Genomic DNA, 14,094 nt, shown 5'->3' on the forward strand with positions numbered 1-14,094 from the left:
CGGCTTTAAAGTGGTATATTTAGCCACAGTTTATGTGTTACCTATGAAATTATTTGTACTAAGCATCCTGTTGATCATAACATTATCCGCCTATGCTCAACAGAACAGGCAGCCTCCAGTCCCATTATTCGACCAGGCCAAAGAAATGTATAATGCCGGAAAATACGACGAGGCATTGTTGCTGGTGAATCAATTATTGGCTAATAATATGGTCAGTGAAAGGATCTTCGACCTGAGAGGCGAAATCTACCTGGCCAAAGGTGATATGGATTCCGCGTTGGTGAATTACCGGGCGGGCCTGTTACTGGCCCCCACTTATCCGACGATTTATTTCCACCGTGCCTTTGCCTATTGCAAGATACACCTGTATGATGAGGGCATAGAAGACTTCAATACTGCCATAAAGTATGCAGGTAGTGATTCTGCTAAATATGCTATTATCGCCAACAGGGGAATGGCACGCATGATGAGCGGAGATTTTTCGGAAGCCTACAACGATTATAAAATGGTGCTTCAATTCGATTCAACCGATGTGATGTCAACGGTGGCGATGGGCTCCGTACTGAGGAAATTAGGGAAGAAGAATGAAGCTACCGCCTATTACGAAAAGGCGGTTCGCCTTGCCCCGAATGAGATTGTCACTGTCGGGGACCTGGGGTTCCACTATATGAGCCTGGGAGATTATAAAGGGGCCATCAGACAATATACCAAAGTGCTTGAAATAGATCCCGATAATGCTATTGCCTACAATAATATGGGGCATGCAAAGTATCAGCTGAAAGACCTGAAGAATGCTTTAAAAGATATCCAGCGGTCTATTGCCTTAGATCCGAAAAACTCCTACGCCTACCGGAACAGGGCTTTGGTATATCTGGCAATGAATCAGTCTGATAAAGCCTGTGAAGATCTTCATCAGGCCATTAACCTGGGTTATACTACTATGTACGGAGACGATGTGCAACAGTTATTGGAAAAGCACTGCGTTTTTAAAGGGCTGTGAACTATTCCTCACCATGCACAAAAAAAGAGGACCGTAGCCCTCTCTGATTAAACTTTATAGTATTGCTCCCAACCTTTCCTGGGTGGAGGACCGATGAGCAATTCATTGGCATGTTTATTATTCGTGATGATCTTCTTTTCCCGGTCGAACTGTAATTTCTCTCCTGTCCACTGGGCGAGCACACCGAGACAGAAGACCTGACTGAGCGGACCAGCAATGGCGAACGGAGACCGGGTTTGCTCTTCCCCTTTGCAAGCCAACAGGAAGTTCCTGAAGTGGTTAGATGGACTTGCCGGTACTACTGGCAGCTTGCCTGCCATTTCATTTGCTTTTTCTTCCGGGATGATAGAGAGCGTACTGCCATGTGAGCCTCCTTTAAAGGTGAGGTCTTTGCTGTAGATGATCTTACCAGGGTTCAGTTTAGCAGGTGCGATAGCGCCATTGCTGGGAGGTGGAATATTCGGATCGAGTCCTGATACACCGTAGCCGGCAGGAATGGGCGGCAGGTTATCTACGCCGTCATACCAGGTGATGTCCAGTGCAGGCATGTTTCCTCTTTTGGGGAATTTGAACGCCAGCGTGGAAGACATGGGGTAGAAGAAGTTATTGTGCCCGGTGAGCTTGATGGGATCAATTTCGTATGGTAGGCCGAGATCGAGGAATTGGTGAGCGGTATCGATGATATGTGCGCCCCAGTCGCCCAGTGCGCCCATGCCGAAGTCGAACCAACAGCGCCACTGGCCGTTGACGAAATCTTTGTTATAGGAGTGCCCTTGTGTGGCCATCTGCCAGATATTCCAGTCGAGGGTGGCCGGCGCCTGTTCTGCCGCGGGAAACGAAGTGATATTGGGGTTCCAGCCATGCCAGCGCCGGGGAGAGTTCATATGGGCGGTAATGGCCGTAACGTCTTTGATGATACCGGCTTCTGTCCAGGCTTTAAACTGGAAGTAGTTGGCTTCCGAATGTCCCTGGTTGCCCATTTGCGTCACTACTTTCGGATGTTTGCGGGCAGCCTTCATCATCAGTTCCACCTCGTTGAATGTGCGTGCCATGGGCTTTTCTACATATACGTGTTTGCCCAGGCCTATCGCCATCATGGTGATCGGGAAATGGGAGAAGTCAGGCACGCCGATGGATACCGCATCGATCTGGTTACCCATTTTATCGAACATCTGACGGAAATCCTGGAAGCGGGGTACGTTAGGGAACATTTTCATGACCTCCAGGGTATGTGGTGCGCCCATGTCTACATCACAGAGTGCTACAATGTTGGCCAGCCCCGTTTTATAGAGCGCCTGAGCAATCTCTCCGCCTCTGTTGCCTATACCGATGAAGGCGAGGTTTACTTTTTCGTTAGGCCCGATTTTGCGGGTATACGGCTTTGCTGCAGCCATCAGCAAACCTGGGGTGGCGGTGGCCAGGGTGGCCAGTGCCGCCTGCTTCAGGAAGCTCCGTCTTGAGTTGTTGTGATTCATCGCGTGAATTGTTAATTACGACCTCCAAAATAGAAAAAAGATTTTGCAATCGATGGAAATTTAAGGCAAATTAATGGAGTGGCCATTGAAAATGCAAGGCAGGAAGGGCCGGCGGTTATAAGATTCTGGTTGTAATTATTTGATTCATAGTATTATAAATATTGTTATATTTTAATGGTTAATCAAAAAAGAATCGATATTGATCAAAATAGAACAAGACACAGGTTTTGTTTACCCTATCTCCTTTAAATTTTGTGCGTTATTCGGATTAGTTTTATAGACTCAAATAATAAATAATGATCCTGGAAGTCGCCATATTAAGTATCATAGAAGGGGAGACCAGCAATTTTGAAAAAGCTTTTAAGGAAGCACAAAAAATAATTGCTGCTATGCCTGGCTATATCAGCCACGAATTGCAAAAGTGCATGGAGCATGATCACCAGTATATTTTATTAGTAAAATGGAACACACTGGAAGACCATACGATCGGATTTAGACATTCGGAGGAGTATCAGCAATGGAAAGCGCTGTTGCACCATTTTTACAACCCGTTTCCTACCGTGGAGCACTATGAGATCGTATAGGTTAAACTGATGAAGATATACATAGAAAATCCCCGTCAATCATAAGCTGACGGAGCTTTTCCGGTATAAGATATCGGCGCTCGTTATTTCGCCCGGAGGTTCCTGACAATAACGACTATTGACAGCAGAAAAGTGATAATATAGACGGTTGCCAGTGCTGGCTTTTTGAATGTTAAATTTTCAACATCGAATTGTTTGTACATAGCGGATCCTACAATGATCGCTATAATGACGAATGGAATGGATAATGTTTTTTTGCTACTCATAGGTTGACGTATTTAATTAGTGTGCCAGTTTTATTTATCTCCACAAGATGGCTGTCAGCATAAAAATAAAATATTTACAGTGATAATCCAATGTTTTAAGTTGGCCTGATAGCTTTCCCCCTGCCGATGAAAATCAGACCAGTCCCACTTTTTACCAAATGTTACATCCCATACCACAGGATTTTGCTAACTTTCTGCTATGAAAGAACTGATCGATTATATCTTGCAGTTTGGGAACCTGAACAAACAACAAATCGACCTTGTGTTGAGTAAGGTGAGTGAATTAAAACTTCGCAAAGATGAATATTTTTCAGAAGCAGGGCGGATTCCAAAGCAGGTCGGTTTTGTGGTGAATGGTGTTTTCCGGATCGATGCCTGCTGAAATTCGTATCTTGATGTTGGTATTGGTAGCAACACTTTCGTTAACCTAAAACATACAGATGAGTTCGAATAATAAAGCCGTATTGGAAAAAGCAAATGCAGCGGTCGCCGCGGGGGATAATGAAGGTTTTCTGCATTTCTGTACTGATGATACCGAATGGACTTTTGTTGGCGACAGGACCCTGCGGGGGAAAGAGGCCGTGCGCCAGTATATGGCACAAGCATATGCGGAGCCGCCAATATTCATGGTGGAGCAACTGATCGCCGAAGGTGAATGGGTGACGGCAATCGGCAACATCAGCATGAAAGACGAACACGGGAAAATGATCGATTATGCTTATTGTGACGTGTGGCGATTCCGCGATGGTAAGATGGCTGCATTAAAGGCTTTCGTCATTGCGACAGGCCCGGCGCGTTAATATACAAGCGGCTTCAGAAGGTATGTTTTGAAGCCGCTTGTAATACCATCAAAATGGAGGTGTCAGGGCGTGGTATCTCTGCCTTCCACCAAAAACTTGTGCGCGTTTTCCAGCAAGGGAAAGGCGTTATTGGAGTTGGTAAAAATAACATAACCCATTTTCAGGTCTTTATACACTTCAAACCTGCATTGGAAATCACCATTATTACCGCCATGCCCAAACGTTTTACCGAAAGGCGTTTCCCTGATTTGAAGGCTCATCCCCATATAGGTAGGCACCTGCGGCTTATGGGCCTCTTCTGCTGGATATTCAGCATGTTTCGACAGGATGGTGTTATAGGTTTCCGGCTTTAGTCCTTTCTGCTCCAGCAGATACAGCATAAACCGGGTAAATACTTTTGCTTCGGTATGCATCGAAGCAGCCATCAGCGGACTTTCCATCAGATTTTTTTTACTGGGCAGGTGATCGTAGTGACCATAGGCCTTCATCCGCGCTAAAGAATCGTTTTTGGAGAAAAAGGTGTGATATAGTCCAATCGGCTCAATGACTTCTTCCTGCAATACCTGCTCCACTTTCTTTCCGGTAATTTTTTCCACCACCATCTTCAGGTATTCAAAGCCCTCGCCTGAATAGTTGTAGGCCGTGCCGGGCGTGAATTTCAGGTCCAGCTTACCATCTTTGTTCATCCATCGCCAGTTGGGAAAGCCGGTGCGGTGCGTTAATACATGTCTCGCTGTCATCAGCTTATATCGCTCGTCGTACTCGATATCTTTATAGGGAAGATACGTGTATAAAGGCTTGTCCAGGTCGATCACCCCCCGGTCTGCCAGTCGCTCTACTGCAAAAGCAAATACGGGTTTGGTTATCGATGCTGCTTCAAACAATGTGTTGTCATTTACCTTCTCTCCGGTCATGGTGTTGCTAACGCCATATGTTTTGTGATAAACCAGCTTTCCGTCTTTGATCAAAGCCAGAGAAACACCGGGTATGCCATAGTACGCGCAATAGGTGTCGATGAAATGATCTATTTTACCGGCACTGGCGGGCGTAAAATCCAAGAGCACACCCTTCTCAGGAATCAGGTCCGGCACAGGGGTGGAAGATATACGAAATGCAGGCGCCACGATTGTTTGTCCCGCTTTAACTACTATGGCGACGGGCCCTTCTGTAGCATACACGTTACCCGCTGATTTGAAGTAGGGCTCGGATAATGCGAGCCTGTATTTTCCGGCAGGCACTTTCACAGTGTAATTTCCCAGGCTATCTACCGCCGCTGTTGTCCAGAGGGTTGGATTGTCCTGGCTGATGAACCGCACTACGCTGGGGAGTTTTGCTGCCTGTGGGCTGGTCCAGGCCAGTTTCCCTGAAACAGTGGACAATTCCCTGCCGGCAGGCAGGAAGATGATATCGCCAAGGCTGTAGGGGTTCATGTATTTAGCTGTTCCCGGTCCCCAGGCAGACCAGGAGAAGCTTCCGTCACTGTCTTTGTCATATACATGAAAATCGAAGCCAACTGATTTACCCACTGCCAGCTCGCTGCCTAACTGAAACCGCCATTCATAGGTGCGGGTATTGCCATGGCGGACAACAGCCACTTCCATCATATCCCAGGTAGCTTTACCGGCAAAAGGATCATAGTCGGCCTTGTCGATAGTATGGAGCGTTTTGCTGTACATAAACGACGCCACGCAGGAACCGGAGAGAAGATGACGCGCGTCGATGCTCACTTCCAGGCCATCCTGGGTGTTCCATCGCACATGTTGCGAGGTGTCTTCCACAAAATCATCATCTGTAATCGTGAAGGCCACATATAATGACCGACTGCCGAGGTGATAGCCCAGCTGGAAATAGCCCGAAAAATCGGATTCATTTTGCGGCTTTGTGTCCGATGGATGTATACCGATCTTATACCTGACAGCATCTTTGGGCCAGTCGGAAAGATCGCCGTCCACCACGACCTTATCAAGCGGATAGGCGTAGGCAATGCTTCCATTGTGGGCAAACGCGTGGTTACCCAAAAGGATGCATAGTGCAAACAGGCAAATTGATTTCAACAGCGGTACTGACATGTTTAACAAATTGGACGCAGTGTTTAAATAGGTTGATATGCTGATATAAAGACACTGCGGCCGTAAAAAGGTTGCATCGGGGCGCCGATTGCCGGAGACGATTTACAGATAACGCTTTTTGGGGGGATTGATTTCTGCTAACAGATGGATAATATGAGCTGCTATTCGCTCAACATATAATCCAGGATCGGCGCACATTTCTCTTTGCAGGGTTTGTAATAGGCGCCATGTTTCCAGGTGGCGGATTTGGGAGATAAGCCCCACCAGAATTCTGTCAAAGCCAATGGTTCCATTTGATGGAGAAAGGCGTATTGGAGTAGTTTAGGCCCGGCGCATTCTCCGGCGCCGGCGGGTGGCTGTCTGTAACCATGTTTCGTGAAGATGTCCACCATGTTTTTTATCTGGCCCGCCTTGTTGCTGAAGTTATATTGCTCGTGGAGTTTTTTTTGTAAGGCGATGGAATGTGTTTTACGTAGTTCCTTCAGTTGTATGATGGCGGCGTGATGCAGGGTGGCGTCTTCCTGTACCAGGGCGGCTATTTCACTATTGATTGCTGACAGGCGCACCATGCCCTTATTCAGAAAGCTACCGGCTTGTAGTCCATCGAAAACAGGCCCTACGAATTTGCGATGATGATTGCCATTGGCCAGTTTGCCTGAAAAGGCCGACAGATAGCCCAGCGTACCATCTTGGGTCCTTACCACCAGGATGCCGAACATTTTGCCAATAACGGCGCCATTGCCATGCGTGTCTAATCCGAAGTTGTGTTTCCATTCCTGCTGCCCGGCAAGATGTTGCTGCAAGGCTGCTACGGCTATTTCGCAAAGGGGATGGATGTTGTCGGTATCGCCTGTATGAAAAGTGAGCCCCTGCGCCATAGACTGGGCGGCATCCTGGTCTTCAAACCTGCTGAAAATACGATCTGCTGTTGACAAGGTTTGAGTACAATCATCTCTGGTGTCGGTCATATTCACGTTTGTAACAATCTGCTGTCAGCCGAAGGCTGGCGTTTCAAGGGCGCAAAGGTACGTTATTTTAAAATCAGGAGGAGGCGGTGGTGGAAATATGACGGGAGGCGCCTTCGGTGATCAAATTAAAAAGCGATTAAAAAGTGCTTAAAATCAGCTTAAATCAAAGCTGCAAAGTAGGGCAGGCGACTGCTATGCTACTACTGAGAAAAAGGAGTGCACTCATTTTAAATATTTTTTTCAGTAGCAGGAAAGCTGTAATATTGGCAAATAGTCGAGATAAACCCAAACGCTGAACCATAATCTTTAAGCAAATCTGGATAACCCACTTTTAAAATCTGTAATATCGGAAAACCTACTATTCATCATTCCAAACATGTATGTAACAACAATCATGGTGATGACCGTTTTTGCTGGTGAGTAACTAAAGTTTTCCCGTCGTCTTATACGTATACCCTTAAACGTTAGCTGCTGATACGGCTATAGTAAAAGCTATTTTTCATGCAGACACCATAGCAATCTAAAATCCAAAAACCCAAAATCTTAACCGATGAAAAATCAAGCAATTTTTTTCCTGGTCTGCCTGCTGGCAGGTTCATTCCTCACTTCCTGCCGGAAAGACAGCCATCAGGGCAGTACTGATAAGCCCGATGTCTCCAAAGACGTACTGGCACAGATCAAGGCGAAAGGTTTCAGCACCAGTAATGTACACGCCGTTGATGGTGGCTATCTCGTGGAAGGAGATATTTTTCTCTCTTCAAAAGACCTGGGCAAGGTCGCCAAAACGAATAAAGTAAGAGTAGCCAAAACAGAACAGTATTCCACCAATAACCTGGTAAGTGCGCTGCCACGTGTGATCACGGTGCGGGTCACCAATCTGGGTACTGCTTTTGTACAAGGCACCGACCTGGCCATTCAGCGTTATAACGCATTGGGCCTGCGTATCCGCTTCCAGCGTATCACCAGCGGTACGGCAGACATCACCATCCAGGGCTTCTACGAAGGTCCCAGCGGTGGCTACATTACCCTGGGATCATCCGGCTTCCCTACTGATGCAGGTGATCCTTTCGATGTGATACAAATGAATACCCATCCGTATGCGTACGGCAGTAACCCGAATGTACAGTATGTAGGTTCTGTGCTCCAGCACGAAATAGGCCACTGCATTGGTATGCGTCATACCGACTATATGGACCGTTCCTATAGCTGCGGTGGTGATCCAATCGATGAAGGCGACGGTGGCGTAGGGGCCGTATACCTGCCCGGTACCCCCAGCGACCCTGATCCCAACTCCTGGATGCTGTCCTGCTCCAATGGCGGCAACCGCACGTTTAATGCCAATGATATCATTGCGTTAAACTATCTCTATCATTAATCCACCGCTAACGGGAAATGCATGAAAAAAGAAGGTTACACCGCAGTACTCCTGCCGGTGTAACCTTTTATTTGGAGGCAGCTTTTCTCTCTTAGTGCAACGCTTTAGTGTTTTACTACTTTCAGCGTTTTGCTTTGGGTGCCTTGCCTGATATTGATATAATAAACGCCTGGTTTCAGCTGCTGCCCAATCTGATAATATTCACCGGCATTGATGCTGGTAGTGTAAACAACGTTGCCGGCGTTATTCACGATAACCAGCCATGCGGGCGCTTTCGAAGAGGAGGACATTTTTACGTTGAACACGCCATCAGAAGGATTCGGTGATACCTCCGCGGTAAAGTTGAGGAGACTGTGAGCAGGTATTTTGTTGCCTGCTACAGCGGTCATGCTTTGATTGTCGGTCACACTTTGCAGCGCGCCGCCCGGCGGTAATGTCCGTACTTCAATGGCCGCGATGGAGCCGCTATAAGGATCGTACAGTCCTTTTTTAGGATAGAAAAATACCAGTATCATACCGGTGCTGTCCGTTTTTGCCCGGATGGTTTTTACCACGGCGGTATTCAGTTTATTACCGGCGGCCTGATAGATGTTAAAGTCTGTAAGGCTGTCGAGGCCGTTGGTGGCTTTCACGCTAAATACCCGGTTGTTTTTCTGGGCATCCAGTGGTTCCACGAAGTGCAGGCGAATGGAATAAACGGTATTGGGCGTGAGGTTACGCAGGTAATAACGCATCTGGGTGACATTGTCTTTGAATATGCGTATATACGCATATACCTGCGGTGGGGCGGGATCGCTCACCTGAGACACATCTACCGGAGAATTTACTTTCTGTACCCAGGTATAGCCTGCATGCCACAGTTTATCCGTTCCCGTAGGACCTTCCGGAACATATTGTGCGAAGGTCGTATTGGCATACGGACCGGGAGGGTTGTCTGTCGTTCCTGCGTTGATGCCCAAAACGGCTGATTGATTCGTCTTTAAAACTTCTATGCAATAATCATCCACCCATACGGTACCGTATCCGGTTTTAGCGATCCAGTAGGTAAGTCCTGTTGCGCTATCAGGCACATGGATGGTGTCTCTTATCTGGGCCCAGGTGTCGAGATAGGCGGGAACGTTATAGACGTCTTTGGCGTAGGAGGCATTGCCGGTTGCCGCACCGAGACTATCTATAAAACCAACGCCATAACCGGACCACCAGGGATAACCGTTGGCATCTTTTTCAACTTTGATCCATTGGGTAAATACGATGATGCTGCCGCCTCTCACGGGAATGGCGCCCTGTATGTTCATCGCGGTTTTAGCGGTAGAGTAGCCCATGGTAGCGGCTTTGTCGCCGGAGTGGCCTTTTCCGCTGACGGTGTATACGGCGCCTGGCGTAAGTGTCGTGTCTTTAAAGGACAGCCAGTTAACCATACCGCTTTCAAAGCCGTAGTTAGGTATTCCGCCACAGGAGTCAAACGGTACTACCGTTACCGGTAAGGTCGCTGACACGCCGGAGTTGTCCTGCGTATTGGCGGTGATGGTAAGGGAGCCTTGTTTTATCGCGGTGATCAATCCGGTGCTGTCGATGGTGGCCAGTGCGGTATTGGAGCTGCTCCAGGTTACTTTTTTAATGGAAGTATTGGCCGGTATGAAAGTCACCTTCACCCGCACCGTGTCTCTTTCGCCGATGGTCACAGGAGAAGGCTGGAACGTTAAACCAGTGGCCAGTACATTGGCCACGTGGATACTGGCCTGCGCCAATATGGCCGCGTTATCCGCTGCTATAGCTTTGATGACAACATCACCTTGTTTGATGCCGCTGATCGTTCCGTTGCTGCTTACGGAGGCGATGGTGCTATCTGATGAGGTCCATATCACGCCTTTGTTGCTGGCTTTCGCCGGGCTGATGGTGGCATTTAGCTGAAGGGTAGAACCCACAAACACATTGGCAGCGCTGCTGTCCAGCGTGAGGGAGGTAACGGGGATATAGATCACCGTATAGGTTTTGGCAGCGGTGAAGTTGCTCTCCACGGATTGGGCGGTGATGGTGACCGTACCGGCAGCCTTTCCGGTGACGATGCCGTTCAGGTCTACGGTAGCCACGGCGTTATTGGAGGACTTGTACACCACATTCTGGTTGCTGGCATTGGCCGGCGTAGCGGTCAGTTTCAGCGTATCTTTATAGTTGACGTACAGGTTGCTGCTGTCTGATGCGATGTTGATGCCCTGCAACAGGATGATACGGGCCTCCAGCGCCGCTACTGACGCTGTATAAGGACCATTGACAGTACCATTGGGGTAGAAATATACCACGATGGTGCCGTCGTTATCGGATTTAGCTTCCAGCGTGCGGGTGACGACAGTGTTCAGCTTATTACCGGCGGCCTGGTAAACGTTGAAGTTGATGAGGCTGTCGCCACTGGTTTTTACGCTGAACGTCCGGTTGTTTTTGTCTGTGTCGCTGGGCTCAATGAAATGCAGGCGCAACGAGTAGTTGGCGTTTGCAATCAGGTTACGGAAATAGTAACGTAGCGGTGTTTGATTATACCGGGAGATGCGCATATACTCGTATACCTGGCGTGGCGCCGGTGAGGTTACCTGGCTGAGGTCTACGGTGGCAGTGATTTTGACATTGCCGGTATAGCCTGCATGCCACAATTTATCTGTGCCGGCAGGGCCTTCCGGTACATATTGACCTACTGCGGTCTGCTGATACGGTGTGGCGGGGTTGCCGGTACTGCCTGCATTAATGGCTTGCACCGTGGTGTTCACCACCAGCTGTACGGTTTTGGTGAAACCGCCATCGGCCGCGGAAATGGTGAGCGTGGTGCTACCTTGTTTCAGGCCCGTGATGGTGCCGTTGGCATCTACGCTGGCAATGGTACTATCGGCCACCGACCAGTGCAGCGTTTTATTGGTAGCATTGGCCGGTATAACGGTAACGGCTATCTGCCGGGGTGTATTCATAGAGCCATATACGATACTGTCTATGGTGATACCGGTAGATATCGTGGGCGGAACGACGATTATCTGCCGGCTGTTGGTTTTCCCGCCATCGACCGATGTCAGCGTAATTGTAACGGTGCCCGTGTTGATGGCACTTACTTTCCCGAAGGCATCCACCTTCGCGATGGCTGTATCGGAAGAACGCCAGATGACGGCCGGATTGGTAGGGTAGGTGGGTGTCAGCTTCGCATTCAGTTTGATGGAATATCCTTTGACGATTGTATCTGATGAGGGATTGATGATCTCCACCGACTGCACGGGGCCCGCTACCGGTGTCCCGAAGTAGATACCATTACCATGAGCGGAGATCATCATTCTGCCTCTGTGATCGGCGGCGATGCTCGGCGCCACGCCAGGTATGCGGTCTAAGATGGTGGTCCAGGTGCGACCGGTATCATCTGAGCGGAAGGCGCCATAGACAATACCGTTGATAGGAATAGCCTGGCTGGTGACATACAACGCCACGTGCGCATTGGGGGTGGAGTCAGACATGGCTACGGCCACCCATTTAGGCTTAAGGGTGTCTGCGCCTACTTTAACGAAGGTTTTGCCGGTATCTGTGGTATGATAAAGGCCGCTGTTTTGCGGATAGGCCTCATTGTGATAGGCGATCCATACGTCCCCTGTTTTTCCCGGCGTCGTTTCTACATTGGAAGTAGTGGCGTACGCAGAGCCGTTGGAGTTATTGCCTCCATTGGCAGTAAGGCCGGCGGCAGCTGTTTTGACGAATGACTTTCCGCCGTCAGAGCTGACAAAGAAGGAGCCGCGGTCCCATATATAGAAAAAGTCACCGTTGACTTTATCCGATGCCAGGTGGTTTTCACCAGGGTATACCATCCACTGCCCGCCGGCCGGCAGGATGCCCGCAGAGAGGCCGGTGGACTTTGTCCACGAAGTGCCCAGGTCGGACGACCAGTACACATTGCCGAGATTATTGCCATCCATTTGCGTGAGCCAGACGATATTTCTGCGATTGGCAGATACGGCCATCCGTCCACGTAATCCCGGCGATTTAGGAAAGAGCGTATAGTGATCGCCGCCATCGGTGGAATAACCGGAGCGCGAGTCGCTGATGTTCGAAGTGCTGGCGCCATCGGAGCCTGCGCGTACGATAAAGTCAGGATCGGTATACTGGAAGGCCACGCCGTTCATGTTGAATGCGCTAAAAACATTATTGTGCAGGACGGTATTGGACACCGCGCCCTCGTTTAATGGCTCTGAGAGCGAACGGTGATGACCGCCGCCCACGTCCGCAGTGGAGGTGAGCAGCACGCTCTTGCCGCTGGGAGGAGCCACCATGGGACCGGTGACCATGATCTCTTCCAGTCCTACCACCCGGATTTTCCAGTCATTAGCCGAAGCAGAGATGTTGTCGGTTGAAAGGATATCCAGCAGGTCGTTGATCCATACTCTTTCCGGATAAAAGGGGTCCCAGGTAAAGGCATAGGCGTTATGTCCGGGGTCATTAAATGATAAACCATCATTGGCGGAATGTGGCGCTTCCGAATTATCACGGACGTTGATTTTTCCCTGCGTGTAGTAGCCCGGCGCGCCGCCTTTGTGAGAAATAAAGTAAGGATCTTTTTGCCAGAGGCCGCGGGTGCTTATAATGATATCCTCTGAGTTGGCCGGGTTGACGGCTACTTTGGCAAATGATCTTTTTTCTTTTGTGGAATCAGGATCTAAATAGATAGGAGAGATATCCTGCCAGCCGCTGCCGCTGTATTTGAATACGCCCTTTTTAATACCGTTGAACCGGCCGGCGGACACATACAGGGTGCCGTTTGTGTGAAGTGTGGCCCGCGTAGCATACACGGGACTGCCACTCATGAGGTTGAAGGTGCCGCCTCCATCTTCTGATACATATATGCCGGGAGAGCGGCCAATATAAATACGCCTGGTGACATTGACGCCATTGATAGCGATGGTGCCGGCGCTTTTATCGAAAAGTATAAAAGAGCAGGTACCTAATGTAGGGATGGCGCTTACCTGCGACCAGCTGGCGCCGGCATCATCCGATTTCCAGGCGCCGGTTTTGTCCGTGATCACCCATACGCGGTTGCTGTTGGATGGATCTACCTGAATACGATCCCCATATACCTGTGAGCCATTGGGGTCTACCAAAATGGGCACATGTAAATCCGTCCAGGAGTCGCCCCGGTCGGTACTCTTCAGGATAGTACCTGCGCTGGTGCCTCTGCCGGGCGATGGGCCGGCTACGTGTTCTACGGTGGCATACAGAATATTGCCGGTCGCATCATTGGGATCTACAGCGATACTGCCGCAACGCTGGCTGAATTCCCAGCTCCAGTATTCAACGGGCGTCTTCCTGAACAACATTAAATGTTCCCATTTCTGTAGGTCCTTGTTCCACCGGTAAGGCGTGCCTACATCCGTGGTGATAAAATAAAGGTCCGGTACTTTAGGATGCGGTACAAAATTAGGGAGGGCGCCGGAGCCGCCTATCCGCACCGGGTTCCAGGTGTACGTTTGTGCGTGTACATCCCGCGAAGCGGTCAGATAAAAAATCATTAGCAATAGGAAGTAGTAAATCTTTTTCATGT

At 49.2% G+C, this 14,094-nt stretch carries 9 protein-coding genes; 5 read left to right on the top strand and 4 right to left on the bottom strand.

Annotated features, from left to right (window positions below; genetic code table 11):
* Positions 1–43: 43 nt before the first annotated feature.
* The gene (locus ICL55_RS04670) at positions 44–1,000 is read left to right on the top strand and encodes a tetratricopeptide repeat protein (protein WP_188094872.1); all 957 of its coding nucleotides are present in this window, start codon (positions 44–46) and stop codon (positions 998–1,000) included.
* A 47-nt stretch (positions 1,001–1,047) separates the two neighbouring features.
* On the opposite strand, the gene ICL55_RS04675 is transcribed toward ICL55_RS04670, so the two are convergent.
* Positions 1,048–2,475 carry a Gfo/Idh/MocA family protein gene (locus ICL55_RS04675; RefSeq protein ID WP_188094873.1) on the bottom strand — a complete coding sequence of 476 codons (1,428 nt, stop codon included), beginning with the start codon at positions 2,473–2,475 and terminating at the stop codon, positions 1,048–1,050.
* Between the two features lie 296 nt (positions 2,476–2,771).
* On the opposite strand from ICL55_RS04675, the gene ICL55_RS04680 reads away from it, so the two are divergent.
* The 3 genes from ICL55_RS04680 (at position 2,772) to ICL55_RS04690 (ending at position 4,125) form a co-directional block, all read left to right on the top strand.
* Positions 2,772–3,059: an antibiotic biosynthesis monooxygenase family protein gene (locus ICL55_RS04680; protein ID WP_188094874.1), complete on the top strand. Its 288-nt coding sequence runs from the start codon at positions 2,772–2,774 to the stop codon at positions 3,057–3,059.
* Positions 3,060–3,524: 465 nt separating this feature from the next.
* Complete coding sequence (locus ICL55_RS04685; protein WP_223151308.1) at positions 3,525–3,707, top strand: cyclic nucleotide-binding domain-containing protein; 183 nt, start codon at positions 3,525–3,527, stop codon at positions 3,705–3,707.
* Positions 3,708–3,765: 58 nt separating this feature from the next.
* Positions 3,766–4,125, top strand: a complete 360-nt coding sequence (locus ICL55_RS04690; protein WP_188094875.1) for a nuclear transport factor 2 family protein — start codon at positions 3,766–3,768, stop codon at positions 4,123–4,125.
* Positions 4,126–4,187: 62 nt separating this feature from the next.
* Here the strand turns inward: ICL55_RS04690 and ICL55_RS04695 are convergent, their stop codons facing one another.
* Together ICL55_RS04695 and ICL55_RS04700 are read right to left on the bottom strand one after the other, a co-directional pair.
* Positions 4,188–6,194 carry a serine hydrolase gene (locus ICL55_RS04695; RefSeq protein WP_188094876.1) on the bottom strand — a complete coding sequence of 669 codons (2,007 nt, stop codon included), beginning with the start codon at positions 6,192–6,194 and terminating at the stop codon, positions 4,188–4,190.
* A 161-nt stretch (positions 6,195–6,355) separates the two neighbouring features.
* Positions 6,356–7,162, bottom strand: a complete 807-nt coding sequence (locus tag ICL55_RS04700; RefSeq protein ID WP_188094877.1) for a pseudouridylate synthase — start codon at positions 7,160–7,162, stop codon at positions 6,356–6,358.
* A 550-nt stretch (positions 7,163–7,712) separates the two neighbouring features.
* Here ICL55_RS04700 and ICL55_RS04705 point away from each other — a divergent pair.
* Positions 7,713–8,537 carry a M57 family metalloprotease gene (locus ICL55_RS04705; protein WP_188094878.1) on the top strand — a complete coding sequence of 275 codons (825 nt, stop codon included), beginning with the start codon at positions 7,713–7,715 and terminating at the stop codon, positions 8,535–8,537.
* A gap of 104 nt (positions 8,538–8,641) precedes the next feature.
* Here the strand turns inward: ICL55_RS04705 and ICL55_RS04710 are convergent, their stop codons facing one another.
* Complete coding sequence (locus tag ICL55_RS04710) at positions 8,642–14,092, bottom strand: Ig-like domain-containing protein (protein ID WP_188094879.1); 5,451 nt, start codon at positions 14,090–14,092, stop codon at positions 8,642–8,644.
* Positions 14,093–14,094: the final 2 nt, after the last annotated feature.

The organism is Chitinophaga varians, from assembly GCF_014529945.1.
GTDB lineage: Bacteria > Bacteroidota > Bacteroidia > Chitinophagales > Chitinophagaceae > Chitinophaga > Chitinophaga varians.

Bases quoted from the DNA above. Each gene is read 5' to 3' on its own strand.
- ICL55_RS04695 (WP_188094876.1), bottom strand. From the start codon at position 6,194: ATGTCAGTACCGCTGTTGAAATCAATTTGCCTGTTTGCACTATGCATC.
- ICL55_RS04670 (WP_188094872.1), top strand. From the start codon at position 44: ATGAAATTATTTGTACTAAGCATCCTGTTGATCATAACATTATCCGCC.
- ICL55_RS04680 (WP_188094874.1), top strand. From the start codon at position 2,772: ATGATCCTGGAAGTCGCCATATTAAGTATCATAGAAGGGGAGACCAGC.
- ICL55_RS04710 (WP_188094879.1), bottom strand. From the start codon at position 14,092: ATGAAAAAGATTTACTACTTCCTATTGCTAATGATTTTTTATCTGACC.
- ICL55_RS04675 (WP_188094873.1), bottom strand. From the start codon at position 2,475: ATGAATCACAACAACTCAAGACGGAGCTTCCTGAAGCAGGCGGCACTG.
- ICL55_RS04690 (WP_188094875.1), top strand. From the start codon at position 3,766: ATGAGTTCGAATAATAAAGCCGTATTGGAAAAAGCAAATGCAGCGGTC.
- ICL55_RS04700 (WP_188094877.1), bottom strand. From the start codon at position 7,162: ATGACCGACACCAGAGATGATTGTACTCAAACCTTGTCAACAGCAGAT.
- ICL55_RS04685 (WP_223151308.1), top strand. From the start codon at position 3,525: ATGAAAGAACTGATCGATTATATCTTGCAGTTTGGGAACCTGAACAAA.
- ICL55_RS04705 (WP_188094878.1), top strand. From the start codon at position 7,713: ATGAAAAATCAAGCAATTTTTTTCCTGGTCTGCCTGCTGGCAGGTTCA.